This window comes from Arthrobacter sp. JDC6 (genome assembly GCF_056484025.1).
The window spans coordinates 2,738,085-2,756,047 of sequence record NZ_CM151278.1 but is presented as its reverse complement, the minus strand read 5'-3'; the positions used below and the strand labels follow the sequence as shown (position 1 = coordinate 2,756,047).

General features: G+C 67.1%; 15 protein-coding genes. All 15 read left to right on the top strand.

Translation table 11 applies throughout. The features are described 5' to 3' along the window. Positions 1–222: 222 nt before the first annotated feature. The 15 genes from mraZ to ACV095_RS12750 all read left to right on the top strand — a co-directional run bounded on the left by mraZ (position 223) and on the right by ACV095_RS12750 (position 17,885). Positions 223–651 carry a division/cell wall cluster transcriptional repressor MraZ gene (gene mraZ, locus ACV095_RS12820; protein ID WP_018763545.1) on the top strand — a complete coding sequence of 143 codons (429 nt, stop codon included), beginning with the start codon at positions 223–225 and terminating at the stop codon, positions 649–651. A 167-nt stretch (positions 652–818) separates the two neighbouring features. Continuing rightward, entirely contained in the window at positions 819–1,811 is a 993-nt protein-coding gene (gene rsmH / locus ACV095_RS12815) for a 16S rRNA (cytosine(1402)-N(4))-methyltransferase RsmH (protein WP_018771512.1), read from the top strand. Next, the gene (gene ftsL / locus ACV095_RS12810) at positions 1,808–2,530 is read left to right on the top strand and encodes a cell division protein FtsL (RefSeq protein ID WP_018771513.1); all 723 of its coding nucleotides are present in this window, start codon (positions 1,808–1,810) and stop codon (positions 2,528–2,530) included. Before rsmH ends, ftsL begins: the two co-directional genes overlap by 4 nt. A 48-nt stretch (positions 2,531–2,578) precedes the next feature. Next, positions 2,579–4,384 carry a peptidoglycan D,D-transpeptidase FtsI family protein gene (locus ACV095_RS12805; protein WP_018771514.1) on the top strand — a complete coding sequence of 602 codons (1,806 nt, stop codon included), beginning with the start codon at positions 2,579–2,581 and terminating at the stop codon, positions 4,382–4,384. A gap of 96 nt (positions 4,385–4,480) precedes the next feature. Then, complete coding sequence (locus ACV095_RS12800; RefSeq protein WP_018771515.1) at positions 4,481–6,112, top strand: UDP-N-acetylmuramoyl-L-alanyl-D-glutamate--2,6-diaminopimelate ligase; 1,632 nt, start codon at positions 4,481–4,483, stop codon at positions 6,110–6,112. 6 nt (positions 6,113–6,118) lie between these two features. Continuing rightward, the gene (locus tag ACV095_RS12795; protein ID WP_018771516.1) at positions 6,119–7,582 is read left to right on the top strand and encodes a UDP-N-acetylmuramoyl-tripeptide--D-alanyl-D-alanine ligase; all 1,464 of its coding nucleotides are present in this window, start codon (positions 6,119–6,121) and stop codon (positions 7,580–7,582) included. Beyond that, positions 7,579–8,688: a phospho-N-acetylmuramoyl-pentapeptide-transferase gene (gene mraY, locus ACV095_RS12790; RefSeq protein WP_018771517.1), complete on the top strand. Its 1,110-nt coding sequence runs from the start codon at positions 7,579–7,581 to the stop codon at positions 8,686–8,688. The genes ACV095_RS12795 and mraY overlap by 4 nt, the downstream gene beginning before the upstream one ends. Next, positions 8,670–10,247, top strand: coding sequence for a UDP-N-acetylmuramoyl-L-alanine--D-glutamate ligase (gene murD / locus ACV095_RS12785; protein WP_056389756.1), 1,578 nt, complete (start codon positions 8,670–8,672; stop codon positions 10,245–10,247). Before mraY ends, murD begins: the two co-directional genes overlap by 19 nt. A 2-nt stretch (positions 10,248–10,249) precedes the next feature. Continuing rightward, positions 10,250–11,584 carry a putative lipid II flippase FtsW gene (gene ftsW, locus ACV095_RS12780; RefSeq protein WP_018771519.1) on the top strand — a complete coding sequence of 445 codons (1,335 nt, stop codon included), beginning with the start codon at positions 10,250–10,252 and terminating at the stop codon, positions 11,582–11,584. Positions 11,585–11,590: 6 nt separating this feature from the next. Continuing rightward, positions 11,591–12,691: an undecaprenyldiphospho-muramoylpentapeptide beta-N-acetylglucosaminyltransferase gene (murG, locus tag ACV095_RS12775; protein ID WP_056389759.1), complete on the top strand. Its 1,101-nt coding sequence runs from the start codon at positions 11,591–11,593 to the stop codon at positions 12,689–12,691. Next, a complete protein-coding gene (gene murC, locus ACV095_RS12770; protein ID WP_478222022.1) occupies positions 12,688–14,064 on the top strand; it encodes a UDP-N-acetylmuramate--L-alanine ligase in 1,377 nt (458 codons plus the stop codon). Before murG ends, murC begins: the two co-directional genes overlap by 4 nt. Beyond that, positions 14,057–15,004 (top strand): cell division protein FtsQ/DivIB, encoded by a 948-nt coding sequence (locus ACV095_RS12765; RefSeq protein WP_478222021.1) that lies wholly within the window; start codon positions 14,057–14,059, stop codon positions 15,002–15,004. Before murC ends, ACV095_RS12765 begins: the two co-directional genes overlap by 8 nt. Positions 15,005–15,188: 184 nt before the next feature. Next, positions 15,189–16,442 carry a cell division protein FtsZ gene (gene ftsZ, locus ACV095_RS12760; protein WP_056389768.1) on the top strand — a complete coding sequence of 418 codons (1,254 nt, stop codon included), beginning with the start codon at positions 15,189–15,191 and terminating at the stop codon, positions 16,440–16,442. Between the two features lie 8 nt (positions 16,443–16,450). Beyond that, a complete protein-coding gene (gene pgeF, locus ACV095_RS12755) occupies positions 16,451–17,140 on the top strand; it encodes a peptidoglycan editing factor PgeF (protein WP_018771524.1) in 690 nt (229 codons plus the stop codon). Next, positions 17,133–17,885, top strand: coding sequence for a YggS family pyridoxal phosphate-dependent enzyme (locus ACV095_RS12750; RefSeq protein WP_478222020.1), 753 nt, complete (start codon positions 17,133–17,135; stop codon positions 17,883–17,885). The genes pgeF and ACV095_RS12750 overlap by 8 nt, the downstream gene beginning before the upstream one ends. Positions 17,886–17,963: the final 78 nt, after the last annotated feature.

Here is a 17,963-nt window from a genome sequence, read left to right as displayed (position 1 = left end):
GGCCCTGGGACTCCGGTTCGCCCCGCCCGGAGCAAAAAGTCCTCCACTTTCCACCACGGCCTGGATTCCGCGCCATTTCAAGGACCATTTCCCATAAATTACCTGCTCACATGGCAGTTTCGCGTTGACTGTGGTGGAAAGTGGAGTAATGTGGAGGACATAAGAGGGTGGTTGCAACATTAGGGGATGTGCAGTTCCTGACTACGGACAGGCGGTGGGCCAGTGTTTCTGGGCACACACTCGCCGCGTCTGGATGAAAAGGGACGGATCATTCTCCCCGCCAAGTTCCGCGAGGAGCTTGCCAGCGGCCTGGTGCTCACGAGGGGCCAGGAACGTTGCATCTACGTCTTCAGCGAGAAGGAATTTGCACGGGTCCACGAGCAAATGCGGGAGGCGCCAATCTCCTCCAAGCAGGCACGTGACTATATCCGCGTATTTCTCTCTGGAGCCTCTGACGAGGTACCTGACAAGCAGGGGCGCGTGACCATTCCACCGGCGCTCCGGGAGTATGCAGGACTCGGGAGGGAACTTGCCGTCATCGGCGCCGGTACCCGCGCCGAGATCTGGGACGCCCAGGCTTGGAATGAATACCTTGCGGAGAAGGAAACAGCCTTTTCCGAAACTGACGATCCCATTCCGGGCATTCTCTGAATTCCGGAGCGGGGCGGCAGGTGGCTTCTTGGATGAGATCTCCAGCCGGCCCACCGGCTGCCAACCTGGCTCACCTTCCCCGGAGCCAGGCGGGCGGAACGGTAGGCACGGATGGGGATCTGGTCCCAGAAGCAGCAGGTGACAACGACGGCGGGAAAGGACCAGGCATGACCGATCAACCCAAGCCCACGTCCGAACGCCATGTGCCGGTCCTTCGCGACCGGTGCATCAATTTGTTGGCACCGGGATTCGAAGCAGCAAGGCTCCGCGGCGAGACCCCCATCGCGGTGGACGCCACCCTTGGCATGGGCGGTCATTCCGAGGCGATGCTCCAGCGGTTTCCCGACCTCCACCTCATCGGCATTGACCGTGACGAGGAAGCACTCTCCCTGGCGGGGGAGCGGCTGGCTCCGTTCGCCGCCCGGATCGACCTGGTCCACGCGGTGTACGACGAGATCCAGGACGTCCTGGAGGACCTCGGTGTGGCTGAAGTGCACGGGATCCTGATGGACCTGGGTGTTTCCTCCCTGCAGCTGGATGAGCGTGAACGCGGTTTCGCCTACTCATTTGACGCGCCCCTGGACATGCGCATGGACACCAGCCGGGGCCAGACCGCGGCGGACGTGGTCAATACCTACAGCGAAGAGGACCTGGTCCGGATTATCCGCAAATGGGGCGAGGAAAAGTTCGCCGGACGGATTGCCAACAGGATCGTCGCGGCACGGGCCATCAAACCGTTCACCACCACCGGCGAACTGGTGGAGCAGATCCGTTCCGTGGTTCCCGCTTCTGCAGCGAAGTCCGGTGGACATCCTGCCAAGCGGACCTTTCAGGCCCTCAGGATCGAGGTCAACGAGGAACTCGACGTCCTGGAGCGTGCCGTCCCCGCCGCCGTGGCCTCCCTGGCTATCGGGGGCCGCATCGTGGTCATGTCCTACCACTCCCTGGAGGACAAAATCGTCAAAGGCGTTCTCCAGGCCCGCTCCAAGTCTTCCGCTCCCCTTGGCTTCCCCGTTGAGCTGGAAGAACACAAGCCCGAACTCAAGACCCTGACCAAAGGCACCGAGGTGCCCACCGCCGTCGAAATCGCCGAAAATCCGCGCGCTGCCTCCGCCAGGCTCCGCGCGGCAGAACGAATCAGAGCCAGGAGAGCTGCATGAGCACCGCCGCCGTCAAGAACTTTCCCGTTGTCTCAGGCAGTTCGGCGGCCGACACCCGGCGCGCGGCCGACCCCGCCGGTGGACGGAAGGGCCGCACCCCGCTTTCCGTGGTCCGCACTGCGCCGCGGAAACGCCGGGCGCCGTTCGTCGTCCTTTGCTTTGCCATGCTCGCAGTGGCGTTGATGGCGGTGCTGGTCCTGAATATCTCGGTGTCCACCGCCCAGTACCAGCTGGTGGAACTGCGTGCCAAGCAGAGCACGCTGACCAAGACGAACCAGGACCTCACCCAGCAGGTGCAGAACTTCGAGGCCCCGCAGAACCTGGCGGCCAAGGCCACCGAACTGGGAATGGTGGCCTCCACCGTCAAAGGCCAGATCGACCTGTCCACGCTGTCAGTGACAGGAAAGGCCACGCCTGCGGTCAAGGGCGCAGCAGCGGGAGCCGTTATCCCATCGCCGGCGGTGGCCGGACAGCTTATTGTGCCGCCTGCGTCCAAGGGTGACACGGCGGACAAGGCCAGGACGGCAGAAACCGGCAAGGCTCCTGCCGCCGCTCCCTCCGCCGGCGCTGCCCAGGCCCCTGCTGCCCAGGCCGCTGCCGCGCAGGCTGCCGCTGCCGCGCAGGCTGCCGCTGCGGCTGCGGCTGCCGCGGCAACTCCGGCGCCCGAGCTTCACGGCGGCTCTGTTCCGGCGCCCCAGCAGAAGGTCCCCGGACAGTAGGCCAGCAGGCAGGTCAGGCAGCAGCGTCGAGCAGCAAGGAATATCACGGTGGCGGAGACGACCGGCAAAGCAGGAAAAAGCAAGGAACCCAACGCCACCAAGCGCTTGCGACTGGGACTGGGCGTCATGCTCACGCTCCTGCTGGTGGTGGGCGGGAAGCTCTTCCTGGTCCAGGGGCTTGACGTCGGCGGCATGGCCGAAGCGGCACTGAACAGCCGGATGACCTCGGCGATCCTTCCGGCCGAGCGCGGCAGCATCCTGGACTCACGCGGCACTGTTCTTGCCAACAGCGTGATCCGGTACAACATCGTGGTGGACCAGCGCGTCAACACCAAAACGGACGCCTACAAACGCCTCGAGCCCCAGGCCGACGGCCACGACAAACTGGTGGACGTCAGCCGCGACCAGGCGATCTCAGAACTTGCCGCGGCATTGGGCATGGACTCAAACGCGGTCCGTGACGCAGTGACAGGGGAACAGCCCTATTACATTGTGGCCAAGGACGTAAAGCCCGACGTCGAGGACCGCATCTCCAAGCTCCAGGTGCCCGGCATCGTGGCCGAGGGCGTCAGCAAACGCGTCTACCCCAACGGCGCCGTGGCCGGGGGAGTTGTGGGCTTCCTCCAGGACGGCACCACGGGCCAGGCAGGCATCGAGCAGACGCAGGACGACCAGCTCAAGGGCAAAGACGGCAAGCGCCTGTTCGAGATCGGTGCCGACGGGCTCCGCATCCCGGTGGGTCTTGACGAGCTGACCCCACCGCAAAACGGCAAGGACGTCAAACTCACGCTCAATTCCGATCTTCAGTACTTTGCCCAGCAGGCCATCCAGAGCCAGGCGGACAAACTCAGTGCCGAATGGGGCGTCATCATTGTGATGGACGCCAAGACCGGGAACCTCCTGGCCCTGGCTGATACCAACTCCCCGGACCCCAACAACCCGGGGCTGGTGGCGGCCAAGGACCGCGGCGTCCGTTCCGTGACGGCCGCCTATGAGCCCGGCTCGGTGGAGAAGATGATGACGGCTGCAGCCGTCATCGACGAGGGACTCGCCAGCCCCCTGGACCATTTCACTATTCCACCCACCTACACCGTGGACGGCCAGACCTTCAGCGACGCGTTTGCCCATGGCACCGAGGAACGGACACTGGCCGGCATCATCGGTTACTCCATGAACACCGGAACGGTTATGGCCGGACAGCGGCTCAGCAAGGAACAACGCTACGACTGGCTGAAGAAGTTCGGCATCGGCGAGGCACCGGACATCGGACTTCCCGCCACGGCATCGGGCATCCTCACGCCGGCGGACCAATGGGACGGACGCCAGCAGTACACCGTCCTGTTCGGGCAGGGCGTTTCGCAGTCCACCCTCCAGACAGTCCGTGCCTACCAGAGCATCGCGAACAACGGCGTCATGCTGCAGCCGCGGCTGATCGATTCCTACATTTCCCCCGACGGCGCCGAGGAGAAAGTGCCGGCCCAGCCGTCGCGGCAGATTGTCTCCGAAAGCACGGCCCAACAGGTCCAGGACATCCTTGAAAGCGCTGTCACCGAAGGCGAAATCAAGGACGCCGGGATCGACGGCTACCGCGTTGGGGCCAAGACCGGCACGTCCGAATCACCGTGCGACGACGGCAAGTCCGGCTACTGCGGGTACACGGCCTCCATCGTGGGAATGGCGCCGATGGATGATCCGCGGTTTATTGTGGAGGTGGTGCTCCAGCGGCCGAAGGGCAGCATCTACGGCATCACCAACGGACCGGTGTTCCGGTCCGTCATGAGCCAGACGCTGCGGACCTACAACGTCCAGCCTTCCACCGGCCAGCCGGCCAGAATGCCGCAGTACGCCAAGTAGCAGCTGCGCCACGCCGGAAGTACCAGCAGCATCCAGCGCATCACAGTGCCCGGCGCGAACCATGCCGGGCACGCACTAGCACCATCGGAGATCCCCTTGTCAGAGTTCACCACGCCCGGCAACGACACGGCCCGGGACGACACGCCGGGCCGCTTCCGGCCTGCAGCCGTAGCGGCCGTGCCGCTGGCCGCCGTCGGACAGGCCGTTGGCGTAGCCGTCCCCGCCCCCGCCGCCGACGTGGAAATCACTGGCATCTCGATCAACTCACGCACCGTGGAGCCCGGCGACCTGTATGTGGCCCTCCCCGGGGCAAGCAGGCACGGGGCTGACTTCGCCACGGATGCCATCGGGGCCGGAGCTGCCGCCGTCCTCACGGACGAGGCCGGGGCGCGCCTGCTTGCCCTGTCCGCGGACACGCCCGTGCCCGTGCTCGTCCTCGACAATCCGCGCAACGAGGTGGGCCCCCTCTCCGCCATGATTTACCGGAGCCAGTCCGGCGACGGCCGCCCGCTGCAGCTTTTCGGCGTCACCGGGACCAACGGGAAGACCACCACCACCTACTTCATCACCTCCCTGCTGCGTGCACTGGGCCGCCAGCCGGGCCTGATCGGCACCATCGAGATCCTGGCCGGCGCAGAGCCGATCCCCAGCCTCCTCACCACGCCGGAATCGCCCGAAGTCCACGGGCTCCTCGCCCTCATGCACGAACGCGGGCTCGACACCGCAGCCATGGAGGTGTCCTCCCACGCCATCTCGTACCAGCGGGTGGATGGCCTGCTCTTCGACGTCGCCGGATTCACCAACCTCACCCAGGACCACCTGGACCTGCACCACACCATGGACGGCTACTTCGCCACCAAAGCCGAACTCTTCACACCGGGGCGCGCCAGGGCTGCCGTGGTGACGGTCGACGACGAGTGGGGACGGCGCCTGGCCGCCACCACCCAGGTGCCCGTCACCACGCTCAGCACCAGCGGCCAGGCCGCCGCGGACTGGACGGTCAGCGCTGCCTCGCCGCGCGGGCTCGGTACCGACTTCACCCTGACCGGGCCGGCCGGCGCCGTCCTGAACATCCACACCGGTTTGCCCGGCAGTTTCAACGTTGCCAACGCGGCCCTGGCGACGCTCATGGTGCTCACGTCCGGGGTGGAAGTCCCCGACCTCCAGGCCGCCCTGGACAGCAGCGACCCGTTCACCGTGGCCGTGCCGGGACGGATGCAGCTGGTCGCCGAGCAGCCCGCCGCCGTGGTGGACTTCGCGCACAACACCGACGCCCTGGCGCGGGCCCTGGAGGCAGTCCGCTCGCCGGAACCGGACTCCCGCCTGATCGTTGTCTTCGGCGCCACAGGCCAGCGGGACCAGGGCAAGCGGCCGGCCATGGGAGCCATTGCCGCCCGGCTTGCTGACACCGTGATCATCACCGATGACGACCCGCACGACGAAGACGCAGCAGCCATCCGGGCTGACGTGCTCGGCGGTGCCCGGGAGGCCGTGGAAAAGGAATCCCTGCAGGCTGACATCCTTGAGGTCTTTCCGCGGGACGAGGCCATCCGGCACGCCGCAGCGTTGGCGCGGCCGCAGGACACCATCCTGGTGGCAGGCCGCGGCCACGAGGTCTGGCAGGAAGTGAAGGGTGTGAACCTCGCCCTGGACGACAGGGTGGAGCTGCGCAGCGCCTTGACAGCCAGGGGATTCAACGTTCTCCACGACGACCGGATAGAGTCCTAGACCGAGATGATTGCATTTACTGCGGCGGAAATCGCCGAAATCACCAGCGGGCGCCTGGACGCCGATCCCGGAATTACGCCCCTCTCGGTGGTGACGGATTCACGCGAAGCCACCCCCGGTTCGCTGTACGTCGCAAAGCCGGGCGAGAACGCCGACGGCCACGACTTCATCGACGCAGCCTTTGCAGCGGGCGCCGTCCTGGCACTCGTCGAGCGCACCGTCGAGGCGCCGGAAGGCACTGCCTACCCGGCCGTCGTGGTTGAGGATGCAGTCCTGGCAATGGGCGCCCTTGCCGCCGAAGCCGTCCGGCGGATCCGCTCCGCCCGCTCAGAAGGGGGGGAGCAGCTTACCGTCGTGGGGATCACCGGTTCGGCCGGCAAGACCACCACCAAGGACCTGCTGGCCGGCATCCTGGCCGGACAGGGCAACACCGTGGCGCCGCAGGGCTCCTACAACGGTGAGGTGGGCGTTCCGCTGACCGTCTTCCGGGCGGACACCGACACCCGCTACCTTGTCATCGAGATGGGAGCCACGGGCATCGGCCACATCCGCTACCTCGCGGAGATGGTCAAGCCGGACATCGGAGTGGTCCTGGCAGTCGGAACAGCACATGCCGGCGAGTTCGGGGGCGTGGAAAACATAGCGCAGGCGAAGGGCGAGATGGTTGAGGGCCTTTCCGCCGCCGGCACCGCCATCATCAATCTCGACGATGAACGCGTCGCCGCCATGCGCAGCCGTACCCCGGCCAAGGTCCTCGGCTTCTCCGCCGACGGACACCGGGACGCCCAGGTGCAGGCCCTGAATGCCGACACCGACGCCGGCGGCAGCCCAGAATTCGACCTGCAGCTGCCCGACGGCGGTGCTCCCCGCCACGTGGCCAGCCGGCTTATCGGAGCGCACCACACTGGAAACCTGCTGGCAGCCGCGGCTGCCGCATGGGCCGCCGGAGTACCGGCAGACCACATCGCAGCTTCGCTGAGCAGCCAGGCCGCCGCCAGCCGCTGGCGCATGGAACGCACGGAGCGGCCGGACGGCGTCACCGTGATCAACGACGCCTACAACGCCAACCCCGAATCGATGCGCGCAGCCCTCCGCACGCTGGCCGACCTTGGCCGCGGCCGCCGCACCTGGGCGGTCCTCGGAGCCATGCTGGAACTGGGGGATGACTCCATCCGCGAGCACACCGCCGTGGGCACCCAAGTGGTGCGCCTCAACATTTCCAGGCTGCTGGTGGTGGGCCGGGAGGCGCGGGCGCTCTACGTCTCCGCCGTGCAGGAAGGGTCCTGGGGCGACGAATGCCTCTTTGCCGAAACCGTGGAGGAGGCCCACGACATCCTGGACACCGAACTCCAGCCGGGTGACCTGGTGCTGTTCAAGTCCTCCAACAGTGTGGGGCTTCGCCATTTGGGCGATCGGATAGCATTACCCCCAACCCCGACCCCTGCCGACGAAAGGAGCACTCTGCTGTGATTGCTCTGCTGATCGGCGCAGGCCTGGCCCTGCTCTTCGCCCTGGTGGGCACCCCCCTTTTCATCCGCCTCCTGGTGCACCGCGGCTACGGCCAGTTCATCCGCGACGACGGCCCGACGTCGCACCACACCAAGCGTGGAACGCCCACCATGGGCGGAACCGTCGTCGTAGCCGCGGTACTGCTGAGCTACGGGCTAACGCACCTCATCATGCTGATGATGAACCCGGATTCGCCCGGGCCGTCCGCTTCGGCACTGATCCTGCTGTTCCTCATGGTCGGAATGGGCCTGGTGGGATTCCTGGACGACTTCATCAAGATCTCGCGGCAGCGGAGCCTGGGCCTCAACGCCAAGGCGAAGCTCATCCTCCAGGGAGCCGTCGGCATCATCTTCGCCATCCTGGCGTTGAACTTCCCCAACAGCGCGGGCCTGACGCCGGCGTCAACGAAGATTTCGCTGGTCCGCGACCTGCCATGGCTCGACCTCGCCTTCGGCGGAACCGTCCTCGGCGCCATCCTGTTCGTCATCTGGTCCAACCTGATCGTCACCGCCGCCACCAATGGCGTGAACCTCACGGACGGCCTGGATGGCCTTGCCGCGGGAGCCTCGATCATGGTGTTCGGTGCATATACCCTCATGGGCATATGGCAGAGCAACCAGGCCTGCGGCTCGCCCCGGGAAGCCGGCAGCGGCTGCTACCTGGTCCGGGATCCCCTTGATTTGGCCCTGCTGGCGGCGATCCTGAGCGCCGCCCTGGTGGGCTTCCTGTGGTGGAACACCTCGCCGGCCAAGATCTTCATGGGCGACACCGGGTCATTGGCTATTGGCGGAGCGGTGGCCGGCTTTGCCATCCTTTCCCGGACCGAGCTCCTGCTCGGCATTGTGGGCGGCCTCTTCGTGCTGATCACCCTGTCCGTCATCATCCAGGTGGGCTACTTCAAAGCCACCGGCGGTAAACGCGTGTTCAAGATGGCGCCGCTGCAGCACCACTTCGAGCTGAAGGGGTGGGCCGAAGTCACCGTCGTGGTCCGGTTCTGGATCCTGGGCGGCCTCTTCGTCGCTGTCGGGCTTGGCATCTTCTACGCTGAATGGGTTGTACTGCTGTGACCGTTTCCCCCCGCCTGGCAAACCTTGTCTCCTGGGACTCCGACTGGGCCGGCCTCCGCGTGGTCGTGACCGGCATCGGAGTATCCGGCTTCGCCGCCGCAGACACCCTGATCGAACTCGGTGCACGCGTGGTGGTGGTCGATGCTGCCACCAGCGACACGGCCCGGGCCCATGCCGACACCCTGAAGATCGTGGGCGCCGCCGACGTGCTGCTGGGACCGGACGCCGTCACCCACATACCCCGCATCGACGGCGAACTACCCGAACTGATCGTGACGTCACCCGGATGGCGCCCGGACCAGGCCCTGCTGGCTGCCGCGGCCCGGGCACACATTCCCGTCTGGGGCGACGTCGAACTAGCCTGGCGGGTGCGCACCCGGGAAGGCCGGAAGACGGCCGACTGGCTTGCCATCACGGGCACCAACGGCAAGACCACCACGGTTGGACTCACCGAATCGATGCTGCGTGCCGCCGGGCTCAAGGCGATCGCGGTGGGAAACGTCGGCACCCCTATCCTCGATGCCCTGCGGGACCCCGTGGAGTACGACGTCTTCGCCGTCGAACTCTCCAGTTTCCAGCTGCACTGGGCGGAATCCGTGTCGCCGGTAGCCAGCGTCTGCCTCAATGTGGCCGAAGACCACGTGGACTGGCACGGTTCCTACGACTCGTATCTCGCCGACAAGGCGAAGGTCTACGAGCGAACCCAAAAGGCCTGCATCTATAACGCGGAGCAGGTGGAAACCGAACGCATGGTGGAAAACGCGGATGTGGTGGAGGGTTGCCGCGCTGTGGGCTTCACGACGGTCACTCCCGCGGTCAGCATGCTCGGAGTGGTGGAAGGACTACTGGTGGACCGGGCGTTCATTGAGGAACGCAGGAACAGCGCTGCCGAGCTGGCCTCAATGACCGACCTTGGTCCGCTGGCTCCGCGCCACATGGTTGCCAATGCCCTGGCCGCCGCCGGCCTCGTGCGCGCGTACGGTGTGGACGCCAAGGCTGTCCGCCAAGGCATCCTGGACTATGTCCCGGGCGACCACCGGATCCAGCCTGTAGCCCGCCTGAACGGCGTCCTTTGGGTCAACGACTCCAAAGCCACCAACCCGCATGCGGCGTCCGCATCCCTGTCGGCCTTCAGCAACGTGGTCTGGATCGCCGGCGGCCTCTCCAAGGGCGTGAGCTACGACGACCTGGTGAGGGACCACGCAGCCCGGCTCAAGGCCGTGGTACTGATCGGAACGGACTCCTCCCAGCTCCGGGAGGCCCTCCGGCGACACGCGCCCGATGTCCCGGTGATCGAGCCGGGGGCAGGCGAGACTGAAGGAGTGCAGACTGCTCCGGCGCCCGGTGGCACTTCCGCCGGTTCCACCGGCAACGGAGAACAGGTGATGTCCCGGGCCGTTGCGTCAGCGGCACGGCTCGCCGAATCCGGCGACACCGTGCTGATGGCGCCGGCAGCTGCTTCCATGGATCAGTTCTCTTCCTACGCTCACCGTGGTGGTACTTTCATCGACGCTGTCCGCGAGCTGGTGGAAGGGAAGGCCCAGACCGGCGAGGAGTAACGATGGTCAGCACGCCCACCCGGCCGAAGGGTGGCAAGCCGCAGGGTGGCAAGCCACGCCCCGGCTCCACGGCCACCCGGCAGCCTGCTGCGGCGGGCGCGAAGCTGCGGACCCTCTACCGCCGGTTCTGGTCGGCGCTGGAGGGGACAGGCACGTCCCGGAACGGCTCCACGTACTACCTCATCCTCGGCGCCACGCTTGCGTTGACGGCTATCGGGATCATGATGGTCCTCTCCGCCTCCAGCGTTGAGTCCATCGCTGCCGGCAAGTCCCCCTACGGGGACGCCCTGAAACAGGGGATCTTCGCAGCGATCGGCATCTTCACCATGTTCGTGCTCTCGCGGATCAACGTCGTCTGGCTGAAACGCCTCGCATGGCCCGCCGTGGGTGTTGCCGTGCTGCTCCTGGGCCTGGTGCAGGTGGTGGGAGACGAGGTCAACGGCAACCGGAACTGGATCGACCTGGGCGGGATCACCTTCCAGCCTTCCGAAGCGGCCAAACTCGCCCTTGCCCTGTGGCTGGCAACGGTGCTGGCCCGGAAGGGCAAACTGCTCAGCCGGTGGCAGCACGTGCTGGTCCCCGCAGTGCCCATGGCAGCCATCGTCATCGTGCTGATCCTGGTGGGCAACGACCTCGGCACCGCCATGATCATCATGATGATCATGGCCGCCGCACTGTTCTTCGCAGGTGTTCCGCTTTACCTCTTCGGCATCGCCGGCATCATCGCTGCTGCCGGCACCGCTGTCATGGCCATCACCAGCTCCAACCGCATGTGCCGCATCACCTCGTGGTGGACCGGCCAGTCCTGCGCCGACGGCATCGACGCCAACTACCAGGCCACCAACGGCATGTACGGCCTTGCCTCCGGCGGCTGGCTGGGTGTGGGCCTGGGGCAGAGCCGGCAAAAGTACAGCTGGATCCCCGAAGCCCACAACGACTTCATCTTCGCCATCATCGGCGAGGAACTCGGCCTGGTGGGGACCGTCGTCGTCCTGGTCCTTTTTGCCATCCTGGGTGCCGCCATCTACCGCGTGGTGGTGGCACAGGAGGACATGTTCCACCGGGTCCTGGCCGGCACCATCATGGTCTGGCTGCTGGGCCAGGCAACCGTGAACATGTCCGTGGTCACGGGTTTGATGCCCGTCATCGGCGTGCCGCTGCCGTTCATTTCCTACGGTGGCTCGGCGCTGCTGATGTCACTGTGCGCCGTGGGCGTTGTCCTCTCGCTGGCGCGGGAGCAGATGGCTCCGGCCATGCGGCCCAAACGGATGCTGAAGTTCAAGGCCCGGCCAGGGCGGAAACAGAACCAACCAAAGAATTCCAGAAAGCGTGCCTGACCCCAAATGACTGCGACACACCCTTCCATTGTCCTGGCCGGCGGCGGAACGGCGGGCCATATCAGCCCGCTGCTCGCCATCGCCGCCGCCCTCCGGAGCGAAGCCCCGGATGCCGCCATCCTGGCGGTTGGTACGCCCTCAGGCATGGAAACCCGGCTGGTTCCGGCCGCCGGCGTGCAGCTGGCCACGATCGACCGCGTGCCGCTTCCGCGCAAGCCCTCCGCAGACCTGCTCCGCCTGCCGGCCAGGCTGGCCGGCGCAGTCCGCCAGGCCGGCGCCATCCTGGACCGGGCGCAGGCCGATGTCCTGGTGGGCGTAGGCGGTTACGTGTGCACGCCGATGTACCTGGCGGCGCGGAAGCGCCGGATCCCCGTGGTGATCCATGAAGCCAACGCCCGTCCGGGACTGGCCAACCGTGTGGGGGCCTTCCTGAAGGGCCGGGTTGCCGTGGCCTTCGAGGGCACCCCGCTGCCCAATGCCGTGCACGTGGGCATGCCCATGCGGAAGGAGATTTCCGGCCTGGACCGGAAGAGCGCCCGCACCGCCGCACGCGAGGCGCTGGGGCTCGATCCCCAGCAGCCAACCCTGATCGTCACCGGCGGTTCCTCCGGCGCCCAGAGCATCAACCGGACAATCGCCGCCGCCGTTGGCCACCTTGCGGACGCCGGTATCCAGACCCTCCACATCACCGGCCGCGGCAAGACAGTCCTGGACCAAACGGGCCAACCCCTCGCTGCGGATGGCTACCGGCAGGTGGAGTACATCGACGGCATGGAGCTTGCCTATGCCGCGGCCGACCTTCTCCTGGCCCGGTCGGGAGCGGCAACGGTGAGCGAAGTGGCCGCAGTTGGCGTCCCGGCAGTCCTGGTGCCGCTGCCCATCGGAAACGGGGAACAGGCGCTGAACGCGGCCGGCCTGGTCGCCGCAGGCGGAGCAGTGCTGGTGGCCGACCGTGACTTCACTCCGGAATGGGTTGCCCGGGAGCTGATCCCGCTGGTCACCGATAAAGCACGGCTGGCCGAAATGGAAGCCAAGTCCTACCGGCTCGGAATCCGAAATGCCGACCAGCGCATGGCTGGTCTTGTCCTGGAAGCGGTATCTGCATGAGCCCCCACAACACCCCCCGGCTGGAATCCCTGGGAAAGGTGCACTTCATCGGCATCGGGGGAGTCGGCATGTCCGCCGTGGCCCGCATCATGGTGGCGCGCGGAGTCCCGGTCAGCGGATCCGATGCGAAGGACCTGCCCGTCATGGCCGACCTCGCCGCGGCCGGGGCGCGCATCGCCGTCGGCTACTCCGCCGGAAACCTGGCCGACGCGCAGACCGTGGTTGCGGGCTCGGCCATCCGCGGGGACAACCCCGAGCTCGCCGCGGCGCGGAAGGCGGGACTGCCGGTGCTGCACCGGTCCCAGGCCCTGGCAGCCACCATGGGCGACGACACCGTGGTAACGGTGGCTGGAACACACGGCAAGTCCACCACCACCTCGATGGTGACGGTGCTGCTCCGCGCGGCGGGCCTGGATCCGTCCTTTGCCGTCGGCGCCAACATCCCCGCACTCGGCGTGAACGCTGCGCATGGTACGTCCGGCATCTTCGTTGCCGAGGCTGATGAATCCGACGGCTCCTTCCTGAACTACCGGCCCCGCATCGCCGTCGTCACCAACGTGGAACCTGACCACCTTGATTACTACGGCACCGCTGAAGCCGTCTACGAGTCGTTCGACCGCTTCACGGCCCTGTTGCCCGCTGACGGCCTCCTGGTGGCCTGCGCCGACGACGCCGGAGCCCTGGCCCTGGCGGAGCGGACCCGGGCGCGGGGCAACACACGGGTGGTCCTGTACGGCACCGGTGATGCGGCGGACGTCAGGCTGGACGACGGCGGCCCGGGGCAGGTTGCCATATCCGCCGGCGGTGCGCGGTTCCCTTTGTCATTGCAGGTGCCCGGACGGCACAACGCGCTGAACGCCGCAGCTGCCTTTGCGGTGGCCCTCGAGCTCGGGGTGGACGCGGCAGCCGCGGCCGCCGGCCTGGCCCGCTTCTCCGGCGCATCCCGCCGGTTTGAGCTCAAAGGTGGGGCACGGGGCGTGCGGGTATTCGACGACTACGCGCACCACCCCACGGAGGTCCGCGCCGCCCTCACCGCAGCCCGCTCGGTGGCAGGCGGCCACAAGGTCCATGTCCTGTTCCAGCCGCACCTGTTTTCCCGGACCCGTGAATTCGCGGCAGAGTTCGCCGATGCCCTGAACCTGGCCGATACCGCCCTGGTCCTGGACATCTACCCGGCGAGGGAAGACCCGATCCCGGGCGTCACGAGCCAGCTCATCGCGGACCACCTCACGGAGGGCGGTCGGCTGGTCTCGGCCGACGACGCCGTAGGCACCCTGGCACGGGCCGCTGCGGACGGGGACGTTGTCCTTACCGTGGGCGCCGGCGACGTCACAGCCTACGGCCCGAAAATTGTGGAGGCACTGAGTGCCTAGTTCCCGACGCCCCACCTACGCCCCGGCCGGCCGGAACAGGCGGGCCGATCCCGGCTCCGGGAAAACCGCCGCGAACAACGCAGGTGACAATGCCCCCAAGGGGGCCGCATCTTCCCCGACCGCCGCAGCCGGTGGCAGCGGCGACGTGATTACCGCATCCCGCAGCGTCCCGGACCAGGCGCCCTCCAATCCGGCCAAGGAACAGCAGGCCGCCGGCGCGACAGTCCTTGCGTTCCCTGAGCCCAAAGGCCGGCGCCGCCGGAAAAAGATCCTCCTCGCCGTGGGAACGGTGCTGGTTCTGGTGGCCGGGCTGCTGGCCGGAGCCGTCTACTCGCCGGTCCTTGCCCTGCAGAACGTCTCGGTGACAGGCACGCGGCTTCTCACCCCGGCCCAGGTGCAGACTGCGCTGGAGCCCCTGCGCGGCAAGCCGCTGCCGCAGATCAGTGACGACGACGTCCGCAGGCTGCTGGACAACCTGATCCAGGTCAAGTCCGTGTCCGTCGAGGCACGGCCGCCGTCCACCCTCGCCGTCGCAGTGCACGAGCGGGTGCCCGTGGCGCTGGTCAAGCAGGGGGAGCAGTACCAGCTGGTGGACGTCGACGGCGTCCAGCTGGCTACCACGGACGATCCGGCGTCGGCGTCGCTGCCGGTGATCGACGGCGGCGCCGGCGCGATCGGCCAGGACCTGTTCCGCGCCACCGCCGCCGTCCTGGGGGCCCTGCCGGCCGACGTGCTGGCGAAGCTCTCGAACGCGTCCGCGCAGTCCGTGGACGCCGTTGAACTCAAGCTGGTGGACGGCCAGACCATCGTGTGGGGCAACGCCTCCGAGAAGGAACTCAAGGCCAAGGTCCTGGCCGCCCTCCTCAAGGCTCCGGCCGATCCCAAGAATCCGGTCAGGGTCTACGATGTCAGTGTGCCCCGGCACCCCGTGACGCGCTGAGCGCTTTCTTTCCCGGTATTAATCCGACACGCGGACCCGGTTATTGAATGTGGGAACCAGAGGAAATACCGTCACAGACAAGAGTTACTTGACATAACTATAACCTTCAACTCGAAGGTTAAGGTTGCAGGCTTCAAGCTCTCCATCAGTTTTCGCAATAAGACACGAACAAGGGACACGTAACGTGGCAGCTCCGCAGAATTACTTGGCCGTCATCAAAGTCGTCGGCATCGGCGGCGGTGGCGTGAACGCAGTCAACCGCATGATCGAGGTCGGCCTCAGGGGTGTTGAATTCATCGCCATCAACACCGACGCCCAGGCCCTGCTCATGAGCGACGCCGACGTGAAGCTCGACGTCGGACGGGAACTGACCCGGGGCCTGGGCGCCGGCGCCAATCCCGAGGTGGGCAAGCAGGCCGCCGAGGACCACGCGGACGAGATCGAGGAAGTCCTGCGCGGCGCCGACATGGTCTTCGTCACCGCCGGTGAAGGCGGCGGCACCGGTACCGGCGGCGCGCCCGTCGTCGCCCGCATTGCCCGCTCGCTCGGCGCCCTGACCATCGGCGTGGTCACCCGCCCGTTCACCTTCGAGGGCCGCCGCCGTGCCGGTTCCGCCGAGGCCGGCATCGACGCCCTGCGCGACGAGGTGGATACCCTGATCGTGATCCCCAACGACCGTTTGCTGTCCATCAGCGACCGCAACGTGTCCGTGCTCGACGCCTTCCGCTCCGCGGACCAGGTCCTGCTGTCCGGTGTCCAGGGCATCACCGACCTCATCACCACGCCCGGCCTGATCAACCTGGACTTCGCCGACGTCAAGTCCGTCATGCAGGGTGCCGGCTCGGCCCTCATGGGCATCGGTTCCGCCCGTGGCGAAGACCGCGCCGTCAAGGCGGCCGAACTGGCCATCGCCTCGCCGCTGCTGGAAGCGTCCATCGACGGCGCCCACGGCGTCCTGCTGTCCATCCAGGGCGGCTCGGACCTTGGCCTGTTCGAAATCAACGAGGCTGCGCGGCTGGTCCAGGAAGTGGCCCACCCCGAGGCCAATATCATCTTCGGTGCCGTCATCGACGATGCCCTGGGCGATGAAGCACGCGTCACGGTCATCGCTGCCGGATTCGACGACGTCAAGGCCACCTCGCCCTCCATGGACCAGTCCCAGCCGCAGACCGCCCCGCAGCGGCCCGCTGCCCCTGCCGCGGCGCCCGCCTCTGCCCACCCCCAAAACGGAAACCACCAGGGCAACGGAAACCACCAGCAGAACGTCCAGCCGATCCATGCCGGTGTTGGTGCCGCGGGACTCAGCAATTGGGGGCAGCAGCGCCCCTCTGCCGTCCCCGCTGACTCGGGCTTCGACGTCGACCTGCCCTCCGTCGTGGAGCCGGACCTGACCGGCACCCACCCGGATGACCTGGATGTCCCCGACTTCCTGAAGTAGGCACCGGTTTGTTCCACTGGCGCGCCGACATCCTCCCCGGGGTGTCGGCCGCATTCACCGACGTGCATGCGGGAAACCTTGCCCTGCATGTAGGAGACGATCCCGCTGCCGTCCTGGAGCGCAGGGCACGCCTGGAGCGGTCCATCGGAGTCGCGCCCCGGGCGCTCCGCTTCATGAACCAGGTCCACGGGACCAGTGTGGCGCTGATGGAAGCGGAGTCTCCCGGCCCTGAAGCCGACGCCATGGTGTCCCGCGGACTTCCGCTGGCCGTCATGGTTGCGGACTGCATTCCCGTGCTGCTCGCCGGGGAGTCCGCGGCCGGGCCTGTGATTGCCGCGGTGCACGCCGGCCGCCCGGGCATCGCAAACGGTGTCCTTCCTGCCGCCGTAGACAGCATGCAGTCCCTTGGTGCGTCACGGATCCGGGCCTGGCTGGGGCCCTCAATCTGCGGGTCCTGCTACGAGGTTCCTGCAGCACTGCGGGATGAGGTGGCTGCCGTGGTCCCCGCCGCCCGGAGCACCACGTCCTGGGGGACACCTGCCCTGGACCTTCCTGCCGGTGCGCGCAGCCAGCTCGAGGGTGCGGGCGTGGGCGTGGAATACGCAGGGGGCTGCACCCTTGAGACGGAAACGCTCTATTCGTACCGCCGCGACCGCAATACCGGCCGTTTTGCCGGGTTGGTCTGGTGCCATGACTGAGGTTGCAGGTACCGGGCACGGCAGTGCGGATGACTCGCGCAGTGCCGAACTTGCGGAACGGCTTGCCGCCGTCTGGAAGCGCATCGCAGCCGCGGCTGCGGGCGCCGGCCGCGGGGACAGGCTGCCCTCCCTGATCGTGGTCACGAAGTTCCACCCCGCGGACGATATCCGGCGCCTGGCCGCCCTTGGAGTTACGGATGTGGGCGAGAACCGGGACCAGGAGGCTGCCGCCAAAGCCCTCGAGCTGGCAGACCTGGACCTGGCGTGGCATTTCGTTGGCCAACTGCAGACCAAGAAGGCCAAGTCCGTGGCCCGCTACGCCTCCGCCGTCCATTCCGTAGACCGGCCCCAGCTTGTGGAGGCGCTGGCCAAGGCGGTTCGCCACGAAATGGACGCCACCGGGCGGGCACCCCTGGACTGCTTCATCCAGGTCAGCCTTGAGCACGACGGCGGCACGCACCGCGGCGGTGCGGACCCCACCGACGTGCCACACCTGGCAGAACGGATCGCCGGGTCGGAAGGCCTGAACCTGGCCGGCGTGATGGCAGTTGCCCCGCTGGGCGCGCCACCTGAGCCGGCGTTCGAACAGCTCGCGGGAATTTCCGCCCGGCTGGCTGCGGACTACCCCTCCGCCACTGCCATATCGGCAGGCATGAGCCAGGACCTGGAGGCGGCCATTAAGTTCGGGGCGACACACCTGCGAATCGGTTCGGATGTTCTCGGTTCCCGTCCCGCCGTGGGGTAGCGTCGGAGCTATTGGAAGTGATGGGCGGGGGACTCCAGTGCTGTCAAATCATTGGGCGGCCCGCTTACGGGACACGAT